Source organism: Afifella aestuarii (assembly GCF_004023665.1).
GTDB lineage: Bacteria > Pseudomonadota > Alphaproteobacteria > Rhizobiales > Afifellaceae > Afifella > Afifella aestuarii.
On the sequence record NZ_SAUF01000001.1, the window covers coordinates 12,674 to 30,173 of the forward strand.

The 17,500-nt window shown below is 63.8% G+C and carries 15 protein-coding genes; 2 read left to right on the plus strand and 13 right to left on the minus strand.

Annotated features, from left to right (window positions below; all coding sequences use genetic code 11):
* Positions 1–50: 50 nt before the first annotated feature.
* Both EO094_RS00080 and EO094_RS00085 read right to left on the minus strand, forming a co-directional pair.
* Positions 51–929, minus strand: coding sequence for a bifunctional helix-turn-helix domain-containing protein/methylated-DNA--[protein]-cysteine S-methyltransferase (locus tag EO094_RS00080; RefSeq protein WP_246008402.1), 879 nt, complete (start codon positions 927–929; stop codon positions 51–53).
* Positions 930–1,033: 104 nt separating this feature from the next.
* Complete coding sequence (locus EO094_RS00085; protein ID WP_128290335.1) at positions 1,034–1,567, minus strand: DUF2244 domain-containing protein; 534 nt, start codon at positions 1,565–1,567, stop codon at positions 1,034–1,036.
* A gap of 22 nt (positions 1,568–1,589) precedes the next feature.
* Between EO094_RS00085 and nth the strand changes: the two genes are divergently transcribed.
* Positions 1,590–2,303 (plus strand): endonuclease III, encoded by a 714-nt coding sequence (gene nth, locus EO094_RS00090; protein ID WP_246008317.1) that lies wholly within the window; start codon positions 1,590–1,592, stop codon positions 2,301–2,303.
* A gap of 152 nt (positions 2,304–2,455) precedes the next feature.
* On the opposite strand, the gene cysK is transcribed toward nth, so the two are convergent.
* The 7 genes from cysK to dut form a co-directional block, all read right to left on the minus strand.
* Positions 2,456–3,448 carry a cysteine synthase A gene (gene cysK, locus EO094_RS00095; protein WP_128290337.1) on the minus strand — a complete coding sequence of 331 codons (993 nt, stop codon included), beginning with the start codon at positions 3,446–3,448 and terminating at the stop codon, positions 2,456–2,458.
* Positions 3,449–3,653: 205 nt separating this feature from the next.
* Entirely contained in the window at positions 3,654–4,112 is a 459-nt protein-coding gene (locus EO094_RS00100; protein WP_128290338.1) for a hypothetical protein, read from the minus strand.
* 135 nt (positions 4,113–4,247) lie between these two features.
* On the minus strand, positions 4,248–5,573 hold the full coding sequence (locus tag EO094_RS00105) for an alpha-amylase family glycosyl hydrolase (protein ID WP_128290339.1): 1,326 nt from the start codon (positions 5,571–5,573) through the stop codon (positions 4,248–4,250).
* A 196-nt stretch (positions 5,574–5,769) separates the two neighbouring features.
* Positions 5,770–6,792, minus strand: a complete 1,023-nt coding sequence (gene proX / locus EO094_RS00110; protein WP_128290340.1) for a glycine betaine/L-proline ABC transporter substrate-binding protein ProX — start codon at positions 6,790–6,792, stop codon at positions 5,770–5,772.
* Positions 6,793–6,869: 77 nt separating this feature from the next.
* Complete coding sequence (gene proW / locus EO094_RS00115; RefSeq protein WP_128290341.1) at positions 6,870–8,072, minus strand: glycine betaine/L-proline ABC transporter permease ProW; 1,203 nt, start codon at positions 8,070–8,072, stop codon at positions 6,870–6,872.
* The gene (gene proV / locus EO094_RS00120; RefSeq protein WP_128290342.1) at positions 8,065–9,270 is read right to left on the minus strand and encodes a glycine betaine/L-proline ABC transporter ATP-binding protein ProV; all 1,206 of its coding nucleotides are present in this window, start codon (positions 9,268–9,270) and stop codon (positions 8,065–8,067) included. The genes proW and proV overlap by 8 nt, the downstream gene beginning before the upstream one ends.
* A 234-nt stretch (positions 9,271–9,504) precedes the next feature.
* Positions 9,505–9,978, minus strand: coding sequence for a dUTP diphosphatase (gene dut / locus EO094_RS00125; RefSeq protein ID WP_128290343.1), 474 nt, complete (start codon positions 9,976–9,978; stop codon positions 9,505–9,507).
* Positions 9,979–10,189: 211 nt separating this feature from the next.
* On the opposite strand from dut, the gene EO094_RS00130 reads away from it, so the two are divergent.
* Positions 10,190–11,077: an MBL fold metallo-hydrolase gene (locus EO094_RS00130; RefSeq protein WP_246008318.1), complete on the plus strand. Its 888-nt coding sequence runs from the start codon at positions 10,190–10,192 to the stop codon at positions 11,075–11,077.
* Between the two features lie 43 nt (positions 11,078–11,120).
* Here EO094_RS00130 and EO094_RS00135 read toward each other — a convergent pair whose 3' ends face one another.
* The 4 genes from EO094_RS00135 to malQ form a co-directional block, all read right to left on the minus strand.
* Entirely contained in the window at positions 11,121–12,752 is a 1,632-nt protein-coding gene (locus EO094_RS00135; protein WP_128290345.1) for an alpha-D-glucose phosphate-specific phosphoglucomutase, read from the minus strand.
* A complete protein-coding gene (gene glgA / locus EO094_RS00140; RefSeq protein WP_246008319.1) occupies positions 12,749–14,224 on the minus strand; it encodes a glycogen synthase GlgA in 1,476 nt (491 codons plus the stop codon). The genes EO094_RS00135 and glgA overlap by 4 nt, the downstream gene beginning before the upstream one ends.
* 8 nt (positions 14,225–14,232) lie before the next feature.
* A complete protein-coding gene (gene glgC / locus EO094_RS00145; RefSeq protein WP_128290347.1) occupies positions 14,233–15,513 on the minus strand; it encodes a glucose-1-phosphate adenylyltransferase in 1,281 nt (426 codons plus the stop codon).
* Positions 15,514–15,655: 142 nt separating this feature from the next.
* Positions 15,656–17,488, minus strand: a complete 1,833-nt coding sequence (malQ, locus tag EO094_RS00150) for a 4-alpha-glucanotransferase (RefSeq protein WP_128290348.1) — start codon at positions 17,486–17,488, stop codon at positions 15,656–15,658.
* Between the last annotated feature and the right edge of the window lie 12 nt (positions 17,489–17,500).

The window sequence follows — 17,500 nt, forward strand, 5'->3', positions numbered from 1 at the left end:
TGCGGATGGGCTGTCCCGAGGTCCAGCCTGAGCGAGACCTGCGGGCGGCTTCAACCCTTCGTGAGGAGCCCCGATTCCCAGCCGAGCATGGCGCGCTTGCGGGTGATGCCCCAATGATAGCCGGTGAGCGCGCCCTTCGCCCCGACGACGCGATGACAGGGCACAACGAAAGAAATCGGATTGCGGCCGACGGCGGCACCGACGGCACGGGCCGCCTTCGGCCGTTCGAGCTTTTTCGCCAAAGCGCCGTAGCTCGTCGCCGCGCCCACCGGAATTTTGAGGAGGCTCTCCCAGACGCGCACCTCGAAGTCGGAGCCGATGAAGACGACGCGCAGAGGCTCCTCGGCTCGCCAGGCGGAGGGTTCGAAGACGCGCTCGGCATAGCGCGCCGTCGCGTCCGGGGCATGGCGATAGCGGGCCTGCGGAAACCGCCCCGTCATTTCGGCAAGTGTCGCCTCTTCCTCGCCCGGATCGGCGAATGCGAGGCCGGCGAGGCCGTAATCCGTCACCAAAAGCAGAGCCTTGCCGAAGGGCGAGGCGTGGAACCCATAGGCGATCTCCAGCCCCTCGCCCCGGCTCTTATATGCACCCGGCGTCATGGCATGGTGGGTGACGAAGAGATCGTGCAGGCGCCCAGGACCCGAAAGGCCGAGCTCGTAGCTCGCGTCGAGAAGATTGGCGGATTGATCGAGAAGCCGCTTGGCGTGATCGAGGGTGACCGCCTGCAGAAACCCCTTCGGCGACAGGCCGCACCAGCGCGTGAAGAGCTTGTGCAGGCGCGTCGGGCTCATGCCGACCTCGGCGGCGATCTCCTCAAGTTCCGGCTGGTCCCGGTAATTCCGGCTGAGATAGGCGATCACCGCGCAGACGATTGCGTAGTCGGTCTCGGGGTTCGCCGGGTCGCGGTTCGTCGGGTCACTGGGCGTCATGGAAGAAGCAAGGGGGCTGTGCATGGTCATAGCGGTCCTCCAGGCTGTACGATGACCGCGCTTCGACGCCGCTGCCACCCGTTTCTTGCGCACCGGGCGGTGGACTAACCCGCCTCCATCATGGTTTCGGCAAAGGCAGGCGGACGCCTGACGGCATGGAGCGCGTCGCGCAGCGCATCGGCAAGGCTCGCCCGGTCGTCGGGATTGAGGAATTCACCGATTGTCACGTTCTCGCCCCGGCTGACGAGGTGAAGGCGCACCACGCCTTCGTCTTCGAGCTCGCGCACCTCCAGCCGGCTCCAATAGGGATCGAGCCTCAGCTCCCGCGCCCGCCCGTTCGGGGCGACCTTGCGGATCAGGAGATCTCTGCGGCTCACGGTCACGTCCTCGAAGGCACGGCCGGAGCGGTAACTGAGCGCGAAGGCGCCCCACAAGATCAGGAAGTCGAGGCCGAAAAAGGCGCCGATCGGCCAGGCTCCGAGACGCCAGAACAACAGGCCGGACAGAAAACAGGTCGCGCCGAAGACCGCCATGACCGCAACGAAGCCCCGCGGGCCGAGCGAACGGTGCGGCGTCAACGTGACCGAAAAGATCTCCGCGTCGCCGGACGTGGCGACAGGCGCGTTGCTCTCATTCATTTGGAATGATTATAGGGAGAAGATGGGCAAAAACACGAGTGTCAAAAGGAAGAAAGCGGCGCCCGCCGCCTCCCTCCTATCCAAAGACGAGATCGTCACCTTGTTCTCGCGGCTGAAGGCGGAGCGGCCGGAGCCGACGAGCGAGCTCTTGCACACCGACCCCTACACGCTGCTCGTCGCCGTGGTTTTGTCGGCGCAGGCGACGGATGCCGGGGTCAACAAGGCGACGAAAGAGCTCTTCCGCGTCGCCCCGACACCGGACAAGATGGTGGCGCTCGGCGAGGAGGCCGTGCGCGAGCACATCAAAACGATCGGGCTTTACCGCAACAAAGCGAAGAACGTCGTGGCGCTGTCGCAGCAGCTCATCGACGAATATCAGGGCGAAGTCCCGCCGAGCCGGGAAGCGCTGGAAAAGCTGCCGGGCGTCGGGCGCAAGACCGCCAATGTCGTCATGAACGTCGCCTTCGGCGAAAAGACCATCGCCGTCGACACGCATATTTTTCGGGTGTCCAACCGGACGGGGCTCGCGCCCGGCAAGGATCCGCTCGCCGTGGAGCTGATGCTCGAAAAAGTCGTGCCCGACGATTTCAAGCTCCACGCCCATCACTGGCTGATCCTGCACGGGCGCTATGTCTGCGTGGCGCGCAAACCGAAATGCCCCGATTGCGTCATCGCCGATCTCTGCCGTTACGGGGCGAAGACGGAGCCGGCCGGATTGGTGCTGGACAAGGGATAAGCGGTCCGATGTGACCGCGCGGCTCTTTCCTTCGTTTCTGAAAGGGGGAAGGCCGGCACCTGTCACCCACCCCCCGACGAAAAAGCAGCCACTGAAAAAGGCGGCCCGAAGGCCGCCTTTCCCGAAGCCCGTGTCGGCGTCGATCCTGTCTCTTACTCGCCGAGACCTTCGAAAAGCGGCGTCGACAGATAGCGCTCGGCGAAGGAGGGGATGATCACGACGATGTTCTTGCCCGCAAATTCCGGCCGCTGACCGAGCTTCACGGCAGCCGACAGGGCCGCGCCTGAGGAAATGCCGACCGGCACGCCTTCAAGCTGCGCCACGAGGCGGGCATATTCGAAGGACTCGTCATTGGTCGCCGGAATGATCTCGTCATAGACCGACGTGTCGAGAACCTTCGGGGCGAAGCCTGCGCCGATGCCCTGAATCTTGTGCGGGCCGGGATTGCCGCCGGCCAGAACCGGGCTGTCGGCCGGCTCGACCGCAACAATGCGGATATCGGGCTTGCGCTCCTTCAGCACCTGGCCGGTGCCGGTGATGGTGCCACCCGTGCCAATGCCGGCCACGAGAGCATCGATCGCGCCGCCGGTATCGTTCCAGATCTCCTCGGCCGTCGTCTTGCGGTGGATCTCCGGATTGGCCGGATTGTCGAACTGCTGCGGCATGACGGAATTCGGCGTCTGCTCGAGAAGCTCCTCCGCCTTGGCGATGGCGCCCTTCATGCCCTTCGGCCCTTCGGTGAGGACGAGCTCGGCGCCCAAGAGCGCCACCATCTTGCGCCGCTCGATCGACATCGTCTCGGGCATGACGAGGATCAGCTTGTAGCCCTTGGCGGCCGCTGCGAAGGCGAGCGCGATGCCGGTGTTGCCGGATGTCGGCTCAATCAGCGTGGTCTCGCCGGGCTTTGCCTTGCCGTCGCGCTCCAACGCTTCCAGCATGGCAACGCCGATGCGGTCCTTGACCGAGGCGATCGGGTTGAAGAATTCGAGCTTCGCCAGAAGATTGGCTTTAACGCCCTTCTCCTTGGCGAGCTTGTCGAGGCGTACGATCGGCGTGTCGCCGATCGTCTCGGTAATCGAATTGTAGATGCGGCCACGACCCGGCTTGCGGGCAGTGACGTCGCGCTGAAGCGCCTGATCGTTCATGGCGTCCTCCGTCGGAAATTTCGGAAATCTCTAGGCCAACAACCTAGGCCCCGCCGCTGTTCCCGGCGAGGTGCAGCTCCGCAATTCGGACCGCCACGAAAGAACGCCATTTCAGAAACACACCCGCGGGGAGCACCAGATTCCATTTCGGCAAAGCACACATGCGTACTGAAGTTTCAGGGCGCCGGCGTCCCGCGACGATGCCTTATCGGCGGCGGCGCTCGATCATGTCGGTGGCGAGCGCCGTCGCCACGCCGAAGATGATATGCATGCCGAAGCGCTTGCCGGCCTGACCCTCGGGAGCGCGAAAGCGGCCATGGGCGATGCCGACCGCACGGCCGAGGCCCGCCGAGGTCACGACATGCAGGAGCGCGCCGAAACCCGCGCCGAGGAGCGCCGGCGAAACCGTCGGAAAGCGCTCGCGAACAACCGAATAGGCCTGACCGAAGCCCGCGGCGGCGAGGAGATGGTTGCCCTGGGCCGATGCCCAGACACGCGCATCGTGCCGGCGCGAGAGGGCCTGCGAAGGCCGATCGAAAAGCGCCTCCTCCTCTTCAGGAAGCGCGATGTCGGCCAATCCGCTTTGACGGCCGGCCGCGATCACGGCGGTCACGATCGCGCCGCCGATGAGGCCGCCCAACATGGCATTGATGGTGCTAGTCAAGGGCTGCTCCTTTTCTTCCGCCTCATGGTTGTCGATACCAACTGCCGGGCTCCCCAAAAGGATGCACGAGGAGCTTCCGGGCAAGAAACGCCCCGCTCACAGCGTCGTGTTTCCTCCCGGGTGGTGCGGGGCGGGTCAGCAGCCGAACACTGCAAAGCCATGCGCCGGCACCACGGCGACACGGTCCGTGCCGTCACCTTCGAGGATCGCCTCGCCCGCAAGCAGCTCACGCGCGGTCGGGACTGGCAGGCGGGCGGGCGCCTCCTGCAGATTGAGGGCGACGAGAATCTTCTCTCCCTCCGCGGCGCTCTCATAAACGAGGGCCTCGTTTTCGAGGTGGTGCACCGTGACCCGCGCGCCGTGCAGCCAGGCATGGCGCCGGCGAAGGCCGATCAGCTCCTGATGCAGGCGGAAGATCGGAGCTCCGAGGCCTGAAAGCTCACCGGGGCTGTCGGGAAACGCCGGGCGGATCGCATCATCGCCGCCGATCCGATCTTCCTTGATGCCGCGGAAGGCCTGTTCGTCGCCATAATAGATGAAGGGCGTGCCAGGCAGGGTGAGGAGGAGCACCAGGGCATGCGTCAGATGACGCTCGTCGGTCAGCTTGGAGGCGATGCGTGTCACGTCGTGATTGCCGAGGAAGGTGACGGGCACGAAATCGTCCAAGAGCGCATCATTGCGCTCCAAGGCCCAGGCCAGCTCGAAGAAATTGCGGTCGTTGAGGGCGCTCCATAAGGCCTTCCACAATTCGTACTGGGTGAGCGAATCAAAGCCCGATTCCCGGACGATGGCCGGGTAGTCGCCGTGAATGACCTCGCCGAAGATGAAGGCGTTCGGGTGCTTTTGACGAAGTTCGGGCAGGATCTTTGCCCAGAACGCCGGCGGCACCGCATAGGCCGCATCCAGGCGCCAGCCATCGGCGCCGCGCGCCAGCCAATGATCCATGACCGAGGCGACGTATTCTGCCACCACCGGCTCGTCGTGATTGAGTGAGACGAGCTGATCGTGGCCTTCGAAATTCTCGTATTGCGGCTCGCGCCCAGGCTGCCAGTCCTGCGGCCATGTCAGGCGAAACCAGGCTGCCTTGTCGCTTTGCGGACCGTGCTCGATCACATCGCGGAAGAACGGGTGGTCACGGCCGACATGGTTGAACACGCCGTCGAGAATGATCTTGAGGCCGCGGGCATGAGCCTCGTGGACGAGGCGATCGAAGTCGTCCTCGTCGCCGAGGCGGCGGTCGACGGCAAAATAATCGAGCGTGTCGTAGCCGTGCGTGGCCGACTGAAAAATCGGCCCCAGCGCAAGTGCCGACGCGCCGAGCTCCACGGCATAGTCGAGGTAGGTCTCGAGCCGCGGAAGGCGGTGCGCCACCGGCGCCGCGCGATCATTCTCCGCCTCAGAGCCCGCAAAACCCAGCGGATAAACATGCCATGCAATGGCGTGTCTCACCCAATCGACCATGCTTCGCCCCTTTTCGCGTCAGCCTGTCGTCGTGCCACCGCAAAGAGCGCGGTCCCGAGATTTGACCACCCCTACGCGGTCGAAAGAACCCGCACGCGGCCCAAGAAGCGGGCAAAGAAAAAGGCCGGCTCGCTGTGAGCCGGCCTTCCGGAATTCTTGGATGCGGCAACGCGGCCGCATCCTGGTGGGCTGTCGCTTACTCGGCCGCGGCGCGAGCCTGGTCCAGCCAATCGTTCCACTCTTCCTGGTGGCCCTTGATCCAGGCATCAGCGTGACGAGCGATGTCTTCCTCAGAATCCTCGCCATCACGCATCAGAAGGTTTTCAGCCGAGATGTCATTGGCCGAAATCTTCATGAGGGAGAAGAGCTTCGCAGCCGCCGGATTGGCTTCCGCAAATTCGCGGTTGGCAGCGATCTTCTGCTCGTTGGCCTGGAAGCCGTAGTTGGAGCCATCCGGCAGCGAGGTGTCGACGTCCTTGCGCTCACCCGGAAGCGAGGAGAACGGCACGTTCAGCCAGACAACGTCTTTGCCCGGAACGAGCACGCCTGAGACCCAGTAAGGCGTCCAGGTGTAATAGAGGACCGACTCACCCTGCTTGTAGCGGGTGATCGTGTCGGCGATGATCGCGGAATAGGAGCCCTGCTTGTGGGTGACCGTGTCGCGCAGGTCGAACGCATCGAGCTGATGCTCGATCACCTTCTCGCAGCCCCAGCCCGGGGTGCAGCCGGTCAGATCGGCCTTGCCGTCGCCGTCATGGTCGAAGAGCTTGGCAATCTCCGGATCCTTGAGCTGGCCGAGATTGGTGATGTTGTGCTCTTCGGCCGTCTTCTTGTCGATCAGATAGCCCTGCAGCGCACCCGGTGAGTAGACGCCTTCGCGGTAGATCTTATCCGTACCGCCAGCTTCCTCGAAGAAATCCTTGTGCAGCGGATCCCAGCTGTCGGCCATGAAGGTGCCGTCGCCATTGGCGAGCGCCACATAGGCCGTCGCATATTCCAGCTCCTTGATCGGCTGGACGTCGTAGCCCAGCTCTTCAAGCGCCTTGTTGACGAGAACGGTCTGGAACGTCTCCTCCGCGATGGAGGATTTGAGCGGAATCACTTCCACGCCTTCGCCCGGCTTGTCCTGGGCAAGCGCAGAGCCCGCTGCGAGTGCGGCCGTGAGGCCGGCAGCAGCCGCAAGCCCGCGCAAGGCTTTCGGTGTCATCGGGTAGTTCATGATGTGATCTCCCTTCGGGGTTTTCATCGTGGCCGCAGAGCGGCCGTTTCTGCAGGTCCGGCTGGGTGCCGCCGGGCCTACGCTTCTTTGGGGTCGGTTTTCGCCTCCTGCGACGCGGCAGAGCCACGTCCGGTGAGGCGGCGCACCAATCCAACAGGACCGGTTTCGTACCATGCGACATTGCCGCGGTCCCGCTTGGTGATACCGAGCGACTGTGTCATCCGATCGATGATGATGGCCAAAAGTACGATGCCGATGCCGCCGACGGTGGCAAGGCCCATGTCGAGCCGGCCGATGCCGCGCAGAACCATCTGACCGAGGCCGCCGACCGCGATCATCGAGGCGATCACCACCATCGACAGCGCCAGCATCAGCGTCTGGTTCACGCCGGCCATGATCGTCGGCATGGCGATCGGCAGCTGCACCTTGTAGAGGAGCTGCCGCTTCGAAGAGCCGAAGCTCTTCGCCGCCTCGATCAGATCGCCCGGAACCTGGCGGATGCCGAGATTGGTGAGGCGGATCAGAGGCGGCAGCGCGAAGATGATCGTCACGATGACGCCCGGCACGTTGCCGATACCGAAAAGCATTACGATCGGCACAAGATACACGAAGGCCGGCGTCGTCTGCATCGCATCAAGGATCGGGCGGATGATCTTCGCCGCTCGGTCGTTGCGCGCCAGGAAGATGCCAGTCGGCAACCCGATCAGAATGCAGAAGAAAACGGATGTGAACACCAGCGCCAGTGTCACCATGCTCTGGTCCCAGGCACCGATCGCGCCAATGAAGGTCAGAGCGATCACCGCGCCGATACCAAGCCGTGGTCCTGCCGCCTGCCAGGCGAGCAGACCAAGGAGGACGATCATGATGACCGCCGGCACGCCGAGAAGCGCGCTTTGAATGGCCGACAGCACCCAGTCGATCGGCAGGCGAACGGCCTGGAAGATCGGGCGGAAATTGGCGACCACCCAGTCGAGGAGGTGCTCAACCCAGTCTTCGATCGGAATGATCGCCCGATCGAACGGATGCATGATATCGAAATGGTGCTGCGGCGGGGGGGCCGCCTGGCTCAACCAATCCGGGGTCGAAGAGCCCGCCCCGGCTGGAACGCCGGCATCGGTGCCGCCGCTCGCGCCCCAGGGATTGGCCGCTCCGGCAGCCGCATCAGCGCCCCCGGAGGCGGCTCCGTCTGGTGTCTGTGCAACAGCGTCGGCGCCGGAAGAGGCCGCGCTGTCAGCACCGCTTTGGGCCGACGAGGCCCATGGATTGCTGGTCTCAGGCATCTTGCGCGGTCTCCCTGTCCAAGGCTTGCAGAAGCAGCGCCCTTGAGACGACGCCGAGATAGCGCCCATTGTCGTCGACCACCGGCAGGCCGCAGGGCGCGGCCGCAACGGCGCCGATGATCTCTCCGATCCGCGTATCCGCCTTCAAAGGCTCGATATCGGGGAGGAAGGCATTCCGCAGTTCGGGCTTTCCCGATTTCACCTGCTCTTCGAGCGAGGCCGCGGAAACCACGCCGTGGAAGTGCTTGCGGCGATCGAGGACATAGGCGTAGTCGCGGTCGGCCTTGCCGATACGCTGCAGAATGCTGCGGATCTGGCCGTCACGCTCCACCGTCGTCACCTGTTCCCTCACGGCCACGTCACCGGCGGTGAGGACGTTCGACACGTTCACGCCGCGGAAGAAGGAGGCGACGTAATCATCGGCCGGATTGTTCAAGATCTCATCAGGTGTACCAACCTGCACGACGCGGCCGCCTTCCATGATGGCGATGCGATCACCGATGCGCATGGCCTCGTCGAGATCGTGAGAGATGAAGATGACGGTGCGCTTCTGCTCTTCCTGCAACGTCACCAGCTCATCCTGCATCTCCGTGCGGATCAATGGATCAAGGGCAGAGAACGCCTCATCCATCAGAAGGATGGACGGATCGACAGCAAGCGCGCGCGCCAGACCGACGCGCTGCTGCATGCCGCCAGAGAGTTCGTTGGGGTAACTGTCGCCGCGGGCCTCAAGCCCGACCTGGGCGAGCGCAGTACGTGCCCGCTCCTCGCGCTGCGCTGCCGGTACGCCGGCCAGTTCCAGCCCGAAAGCCGCGTTCTGCACCACAGTGAGATGTGGCAGCAGTGCGAAGGATTGGAACACCATGCTGATGTGCTTGCGACGGAAATGCATGAGCTCCTTGTCGGACATAGCCGCAATGTCGGAGCCCTTGACGATGATCTCGCCAGCGGATGGATCGATCAGCCGGTTCAACATGCGCACGAGCGTCGATTTGCCGGAGCCGGAAAGCCCCATCACAACAAAGATTTCGCCCTCGTGAACCGTAAAACTGGCGTCGCAGACGCCGACCGTCATCCCCGTCTTCTCGTAAATCCCGTCTTTATCGAGTCCCTCGCGGTGGAGGGAGATCGCCTTAGCGGGGTCGTCGCCGAAAACCTTGAAAAGATTTTTGACAACAAGCGTCTCGCTTTCGCTCAAGTCGCTTGGTCCTTTGCGATTTCAACTAAAAGAGGATTGGGTAGCAGGACAGGTATGGCCGAGGGGCTAGCGAGTCAACAGTTAGCTGCCATCTTTCCGCCTCAATGGAGCCAAGATCGGCGGCTTCCCGGGGCTGCGCGCCGCCTCGAAGAGGGGCGCACAAATTGCGCATCACGGAACAATTTTCATCTCGTGAAACGAGTGCGCGCGGTCTTGTGAATCGATGCGGCGAGGTCAGCCCGTCGAGCCGAAACCGCCCTCACCCCGCTCGCTAAGGCCCGAAAACTCTGCCACTTCCTGCAAACGCGGGGTCAGGACCGGCACGAAAAGCATCTGCGCGATGCGCTCTCCGGGCTCGATCAGAATTGCCTCCCCCGAGGCGTTGCGGTTCCAGGCGCTGATCATGATCGGACCGTGATAGTCCGCGTCGATCAGCCCCACACCATTGCCGAGCACAAGACCCCGTTTATGCCCGGCCCCGGAGCGCGGCAGGATCAGAGCTGCAATGTGGGGGTTGGCAATCGAAAGAGCGAAGCCCGCCGGAATGAGCACCGCGGGCGCTCCGGCATCGAGCGTAAGAGGCGCTTCGAGACACGCCCTGAGATCGACGCCGGCCGCCATTGCGGAATGCGCGAGCGGCAGGCCCCAATCCCGGAGACGTTCATCCAGGATCTTGATTTCAACGCGGGGCGACGCATCGACGCTCATCAGCATTCTTCCTCATCACAGCCGGACATGGCTCATCAAGGCCGGACAGGACGCCGGCGCGTCTGGCGGCAGGCGCTCTTCGCAGGCCATCCCGATCGCCACGGCGTTGCAGGAAGGGTCTCGCGGGTCAAGGGAGCAGACGCCGGACATCACATTTGCAATTTTCTGAATGTGATCCATGTGGTGGGCGTCAGAAACAAGAGAGGATACGATGCGCCATTCCGCAAAGCCCGCCGTCACCGCTTTTTTCGATAAGCGAACGTTTTCCGTGCAGTATGTCGTGGCAGATCCCGCAACGAAGCGCTGTGCGATCATCGACCCGGTGCTCGATTACGACGAGAAGTCCGGGGCGACCGCCAACTTCAACGCCGACAAGATCCTCGCTTTTATCGAACGCGAAGGGCTCGTCGCGGAGTGGATCCTCGACACGCATCCGCATGCCGACCATCTGTCGGCCGCCCATTACCTGCAGGAAAAGACCAGCGCTGCCCGCGCCATCGGTGCGCACGTCACCGACGTGCAGAAGCTCTGGAAGGACCTCTACAATTGGCCGGATTTTCCGGCTGACGGGAGGCAGTGGGATCGGCTCTTCGCCGACGGCGACGATTTCCGCATCGGCGAGTTGGAAGGCCGCGTCATGTTCTCTCCGGGCCACACGCTTGCCTCTGTCACCTACGTGATCGGCGATGCGGCCTTTGTCCACGATACGCTGTTCCAGCCGGATTTCGGCACGGCGCGGGCGGATTTTCCCGGCGCCGATGCCGCAACGCTTTGGACCTCGATCCAGGAGATTCTGAAGCTTCCCGAGGAGACGCGCCTCTTCACCGGCCACGATTACATGCCGGACGGGCGCGAGCCGCAATGGGAATCGACAGTCGGCGAACAGAAGGCGAAGAACAAGCATCTGCAACAGGCGCAGACGCAGGCTGCCTATGTGGAACTGCGTAACAAACGCGACAAAAGCCTGCCGATGCCGAAGCTCATCCTGCACGCGCTGCAGATCAATATGAACGGCGGGCGCCTGCCGGAGCCTGAGGCGAACGGTCGGCGCTATCTCAAAATTCCACTCAACACGCTCGAAGGCGCGGCCTGGGATTAGGGCTTCAGGCCGCGCTTTCCTCCTCACACAAAGGCGTCACCACTCAGGTGATGACGTCGGGCTCGGTGCGGCCGGTGTGCTTTTCGATGCCGGCCACCTCGCCCGCGGCGGTGATGATCTCGGCGAGCGCCTGCTGCGGTTCCTGAGTGTGATCGCCGCCCGCCGGCTCGAAGCGCTCCAGGTAGACACGCAAGGTCGCACCCTCCGTGCCGGTGCCCGACAGCCGGAAGACGGCGCGGCCGCCGCCCTCGAAGAGGATGCGAAGCCCCTGATGCTCGGCGAGGGAGCCATCGATCGGGTCATGATAGGCGAATTCGTCGGCGCCTTCGATGGTGAGGGAGCCGGCTGTCTCACCCTTGAGAGAGCCGAGGCGTGCCGTCAGCTCCGACATCAGCGTTTCCGCACGCTCCGTCTCGATCGCCTCATAATCGTGGCGCGTATAGTAATTGCGCCCGAAGCGCGCCCAATGCTCGCGCACGATCTCGGGAATCGACTGACGGCGGACGGCGAGGATGTTGAGCCACAGAAGCACCGCCCACAGACCGTCCTTCTCGCGCACATGGTCGGAACCGGCCCCAGCACTTTCCTCGCCGCACATGGTGATTTTTCCGGCGTCCAGAAGATTGCCGAAGAATTTCCAGCCGGTCGGCGTCTCGTAGAGGGAAATGCCGAGCTCTTCGGCCACGCGGTCGAGGGCGCGGCTCGTCGGCATGGAGCGCGCCACGCCGGCAAGGCCACGCTTGTAGCCAGGCGCGAGATGCGCATTGGCGGCAAGGACCGCGATGGAATCGGACGGCGAGACCGGCAGGCCGGGGCCGAGCACGAGATTGCGGTCGCCGTCGCCATCGGAGGCGGCGCCCATATCGGGCGCCTCCGGCGCGGCCATGAGGTCGAAAAGCGCCTTGGCGTGGACGGGGTTCGGATCGGGGTGCAGGCCACCGAAATCCGGCAGCGGCTCGCCGTTTCGCACCGTTCCCACGGCCGCCCCCAGGCGACCTTCCAGGATCGCCTTCGCATAGGGGCCGGTCGCGGCATGCATCGCATCGTAGGCGAGGCGGAAGCCGGAGGCGAAGAGACCCGAGATCGCATCGAAATCGAAGAGCTCTTCCATGAGGGCGGCATAATCCGTGACCGGATCGATCACTTCGATCACGAGGCCGTCATGCTCGACCGTCGCCACTTTGGAGAGGTCGATCTCGTCGAGATCGGCAATCTTGTAAGAGGAAAGCGTCTGCGTCGCCTTATAGATCGCGGAAGTGACGTTTTCGGGGGCCGGCCCGCCATTGGCGAGATTGTATTTGAGACCGAAATCGCCGTGCTCGCCACCGGGATTGTGGCTGGCGGAGAAGATGAAGCCGCCCGTCGCCTGGCGCTTGCGAATGACGCAGGAAGCGGCCGGGGTCGACAGAAGCCCGTTCTGGCCGATGATGAGATGCTTCGCGCCCGCGGCGGCAAGCATCCGCACGAGCGTCTTGATCGCCTGACGATTGCCGAAGCGGCCGTCACCGCCGATCACCATCGTGGCGCCTTCAACGCCGCCGATACCTTCGATGATCGCAGCGATGTAGTTTTCGAGATAGCCGGGCTCCAGAAAGGCCGCGGTCTTCTTCCTGAGACCCGAGGTGCCGGGCTTCTGTCCGGCGATCGGCTTTGTCGACACGGTCTCAATGTTCACCTTGTCTCTCCCATCTTCTTCTGGCGCGCGTCTTTGAGCATGCGCCGGTAGAGGTTTCTGTAGAGCCGGGCCGAGGCGGACCAGCCGAAATCGGATTGCATCGCGGCGCGCCGGGCAACACGCCAGGCTTTTCGGTCGGCCCAAAGATCGAAGGCACGGTCGAGCGTATGGCGCAGCCCTTCAGGGGTTACCGGCGCGAATTGGAAGCCGGTCGCCGTTCCCGCCTGCACCGCGGCGGCATTGGCATCGATGATAGTGTCGGCGAGCCCGCCGGTGCGCGCAACGATCGGCAAAGTGCCGTAGCGCAGGCCGTACAGCTGGGTCAGGCCGCAGGGCTCGTAGCGCGAGGGGATGACGATCGCATCCGCGCCCGCCTGCAGGAGATGCGACAGCGGTTCATTGTAGCCGATGACGGTCGCGACGCGGCCCGGATTGTTGAACGCCGCCTGGCGGAAGCCCGCTTCCAGATGCGCCTCACCGCTGCCCAGAACGGCAAGCTGCCCGCCCCGCCATAAGAGCTGGGGCAGGTTTTCTAAAAGAAGGTCCATGCCCTTTTGTTGAGTCAGGCGACTGACGACGCAAAGGAGCGGCGCGTTCGGATCGCTTTCGAGGCCGAGACGCTCCTGCAGCGCCTCCTTGTTGCGCGCCTTGCCCGCCGGCTTCTCGGCCGAATAGGGCGCCGCGATCAACGGATCGTTCGCCGGATCCCAGACGCCGACGTCGATGCCGTTCAGGATTCCGCACATGTCCGCCTGGCGGTGGCGGATGAGGCCGTCGAGGCCCCAGCCAAATTCGGGACTTTCGAGCTCGCGTGCATAGGTCGGGCTCACCGTCGAGACCTTGCTCGACATGGCCATGCCCGCTTTCAGGAAGGAGATCTGGCCCCAGAATTCGGTCAGGTCGCGGTGGTAATAGCGCCCCGGCAGACCGAGCCGTGTGATCTCCGCCGCCGGAAAGACGCCCTGGAAGGCGATGTTGTGAATGGTGAAGAGGGTCGGCAGATTGATCTCATCCGCAGAGAGATAGGCCGGCACGAGGCCGGCCTGCCAATCGTGGATATGCAGAAGCTGCGGTCGCCATCGACCGACGCCATGGGCGGCGATATCGGCGGCGACGCGCGACAAGGCCGCAAAGCGCAGATGATTGTCCGGCCAGTCGTGCCCATTCGGCCCGACATAGGGATTGCCGACGCGGGCGAAAAACGCCGGCACATCGAGCGCCCAGACCTTGAGCCCTTCCTCTGTCGTCGCGGCGAGAAGGTGGCCTTCCTGGCCGAGAACTTTCCCGCCCGGCAAGGGAAGCGCTTCCGCTTCTGTAAGCCTTTCGCAAACTTCCGGGTAAGCCGGCAGCAGAACACGCGCATCGACCCCATCCCCGGCAAGCGCGAGCGGCAAGGCGCCGATGACATCGGCGAGCCCCCCGGTCTTGACCAGCGGATAGCATTCGGAGGCGACGAAAAGGACTTTGTTCACGGCGACAACTATGCCTCGGAATCGAGGCGGTCGAGCATCCGCTGCGTGATCAGACATATGCCACTTTCCGTGCGGCGGAAGCGGCGCGCATCTTCTTCCGGGTCTTCGCCTACGACGAGGCCGCGCGGAATGACGACACCGCGGTCGACGACGACGTTGGTGAGGCGAGCATGCCGGTTGATCGTGGTGTGCGGCAGAACCACAGTGCGGCAAAGCTCGCTGTAGGAATGGGCGTGAACGCCGGTGAACAGGAGCGATTTGTCGATGCGAGCACCCGACAGGATGCAGCCGCCGGAAACCAGCGAACTCACGGCCGAGCCGCGGCGCCCCTCTTCGTCATGCACGAACTTTGCCGGAGGCGTGACCTCGCTGTAGGTCCAGATCGGCCAGTTGTGATCGTAAAGGTCGAGGCCGGGGACGAAATCCGTGAGATCGATATTGGCTTCCCAGAAGGCATCGATGGTGCCGACGTCGCGCCAATAGGGTTCGGGCTCCGCGCCCGACATGACGCACGATTCGGCGAATCGATGCGCCACCGCGCCGCCTTCCTTGACGATCCGGGGAATGATGTCGCGGCCGAAATCGTGACTTGAGTCCGGATCGTCGGCGTCGCGGCGCAAATGCTCGAAAAGCACCTTCGTATGGAAAACGTAGATGCCCATGGAGGCGAGCGCGAGGTCCGGGTTGTCGGGCATGGCGGGAGGATCGGACGGCTTTTCGACGAAATCCACGATGCGGTTGCCGGCGTCGACATGCATGACGCCAAAACCCGTCGCTTCCATGCGCGGCACGGCGATGCAACCGACGGTAACCTCAGCACCGCTATCGACATGCTGCGCCAGCATGATCTCATAATCCATCTTGTAGACGTGATCGCCCGCAAGAATGATGATCAGTTCCGGCCCATAGTCTTCGACGATATCGATATTCTGCGTCACCGCATCGGCGGTGCCGACATACCATTTGTCTTCCGCCACACGCTGTGAGGCGGGCAAGAGATCAAAGGTCTCGTTGCGCTCGGGCCGAAAGAAATTCCACCCTCGGTTGAGATGTCGGATAAGGCTGTGGGCCTTGTATTGAGTCGCAACCGCGATGCGCTTGATGCCGGAATTCAAGGCATTCGACAGCGCGAAATCGATGATTCGGCTCTTACCGCCGAAATAGACGGCGGGCTTCGCTCGATTGTCCGTCAGCTCCATCAGACGGCTGCCCCGGCCCCCAGCCAAGACAAAAGCCATCGTGCGCCGGGCCAAGCGGCCGCCCAGCGCATCCGGATCGATTCTGCTCATTGAAAATCTCCCCCGCCGAACCATCCCCCGCCGGCGCGCGGACTCACCATGGGCCGAACGCAAGCGAGGCTCAAGGGCGAGACCGCGTTCTGCGTGAACGTCTTAAGGCTGCACATCGGGTTCCCGCCAGGACATCACCGCATCACGGCTGCGGCCTTTCTTCGCGGAGCGCTTCGATGGTGCGCCGATAGAGTTCACTGGCGCGCAATTCGTCGAGATCGACGCGAAGACGCCGACGCCAATTCGGGTGTTCGTCCATGGTCCCCGGCACGTTCGGCTGATCGCGCGCTCCAGCAAGATCGTCGAGGGAAACGGCAAGAAGCCGCGATGGGCTTCGCGCCAGAAGCCTGGAGATTTGCACGGCGGCCTCGCCTGCGGAACCTTCCGCATCGTCGGCGTCGATCTCGCCAAGCCCGTGCTCGGCAAGAAGCCGCGCCACCGCACGACGGTCTCCCGCCCGCTGCTGCCTTTCATTGTCCGCCTGATCCGGGCGCAGGAGATCGAGCCCCAGGCGCACGTCGATGTCGTGCCCGGTCCACCAGCCACGGAGGCTCGGCGTGTCGTGGGTGGTGACACAGGCAAGCGCAGCCGGCGGATATTCCTGCGGTCCCCGGAAACGGCTCTCCTCGCGCTCGAACAGGAATACCTTGTAGGCATGGAGCGCCGTATCGCGCATCACTTCGCGGAAACCGTCCGGCACCACGCCCAGATCCTCACCGATCACGAGACTCTCATAGGCCTGCGAAACATCAGCCAGCACAGCGAGCATCTCCTTCAGCGGATAGCGCATATAGGCGCCCTTCGCGGGGCCTAGTCCCTGCGGGATCCAGAACTGACGGTAGAGCCCCATCGCATGGTCGATGCGGATCGCGCCGGCATGGCACATCATGCTGTCGAGCAGCGCCCGGAAGGGTTCGAGATCGTCGTCCAAGAGCCCGGCGGGCGAGAGCGGCGCCAGCCCCCAATCCTGGCCATTGGCGTTGAAATAGTCCGGCGGCGCTCCGACGGTGATGCCGTTCACCGTGGTGCGGGTGTCGGTCCAGGTGGCCGAGCCGTCGGGGGCGACACCCACGGCGAGATCGAGGTAAAGCCCGATCCGCATGCCCGCGCGCCGCGCCCGCCGCTGCGCCTCGGCCAGCTGCGCGTCGGCGGTGAATTGCAGCCATATCTGAAAGAGCACGGCATCGCTGTTTTCTTCCGCGTAGCCGCGAGAGGCAGCACTCTCCGGGCTGTGAAACTCGTCACTCCAGACATGCCAGCCGCCAGGCGTCGGTGAGGCGAGCCCCCCGAGCGACAGGGCCTCGAACAAGGCATGGTCGTAGAGCGCCTGGCCCCCACGCTCGCGAAACCGCGCGAAATCCTGATCGACCAGGATCCGCTCGCGCTCGCGGTTGAAGATCCGCCACAACGCTGAGAGCTTGTGGCGCGTCACGCCCGGATAATCGACGAGCGTCGCGGCACGCGCCTCATTAAGCCAGCTTTGCGGCGGCCGGTCCTCCTGCGTGAAGCCCGGCACGTCATCGACGGCGATATAGAGCGGGTTCAAAAAGCGCCGGCTCGAAGGATAAAATGGGCTCACCCGCTCCGGCAGAGCCAGAAAGAGGGCGTGCAGCGGATTGACGCCCAAAAAGTCGGCGCCATCGGCGGCGAGCATTTCGGCAAGCCGTGCGAGATCCTCAAAGTCGCCCATGCCCCAGTTGCGCAACGTGCGCAGCCCATAAAGCTGGCAGGCGACGCCCCAGCAGCGACCGTCTTCGAGAAAGCCGGGCACGAAACAGGCCTTATCCGGCGCCTCGAGCCCCCCGAGAGCCGGCCGCAGGCTTGGCCGTTCGCCGGTTTCCGCGGCGTCGATACCAAGCGCGGTCAGGATTGCCTCTTTGGTGTCATCGCCCGCGAAGACTTCTTCGCCTGACAATGCCCAATAGCGCGTCTCGATCCCGAGGGCGTCGGCCAGCCTGTCGAGAGTGTCACTCATTCCTTCGCCCTT

Excerpts from the sequence above, each read along its gene's own strand:
- EO094_RS00080 (WP_246008402.1), bottom strand. The coding sequence starts at position 929 with ATGACGCCCAGTGACCCGACGAACCGCGACCCGGCGAACCCCGAGACC.
- EO094_RS00085 (WP_128290335.1), bottom strand. The coding sequence starts at position 1,567 with ATGAATGAGAGCAACGCGCCTGTCGCCACGTCCGGCGACGCGGAGATC.
- nth (WP_246008317.1), top strand. The coding sequence starts at position 1,590 with ATGGGCAAAAACACGAGTGTCAAAAGGAAGAAAGCGGCGCCCGCCGCC.
- cysK (WP_128290337.1), bottom strand. The coding sequence starts at position 3,448 with ATGAACGATCAGGCGCTTCAGCGCGACGTCACTGCCCGCAAGCCGGGT.
- EO094_RS00105 (WP_128290339.1), bottom strand. The coding sequence starts at position 5,573 with ATGGTCGATTGGGTGAGACACGCCATTGCATGGCATGTTTATCCGCTG.
- proX (WP_128290340.1), bottom strand. The coding sequence starts at position 6,792 with ATGAACTACCCGATGACACCGAAAGCCTTGCGCGGGCTTGCGGCTGCT.
- proW (WP_128290341.1), bottom strand. The coding sequence starts at position 8,072 with ATGCCTGAGACCAGCAATCCATGGGCCTCGTCGGCCCAAAGCGGTGCT.
- dut (WP_128290343.1), bottom strand. The coding sequence starts at position 9,978 with ATGAGCGTCGATGCGTCGCCCCGCGTTGAAATCAAGATCCTGGATGAA.
- EO094_RS00130 (WP_246008318.1), top strand. The coding sequence starts at position 10,190 with ATGCGCCATTCCGCAAAGCCCGCCGTCACCGCTTTTTTCGATAAGCGA.
- glgC (WP_128290347.1), bottom strand. The coding sequence starts at position 15,513 with ATGAGCAGAATCGATCCGGATGCGCTGGGCGGCCGCTTGGCCCGGCGC.
- malQ (WP_128290348.1), bottom strand. The coding sequence starts at position 17,488 with ATGAGTGACACTCTCGACAGGCTGGCCGACGCCCTCGGGATCGAGACG.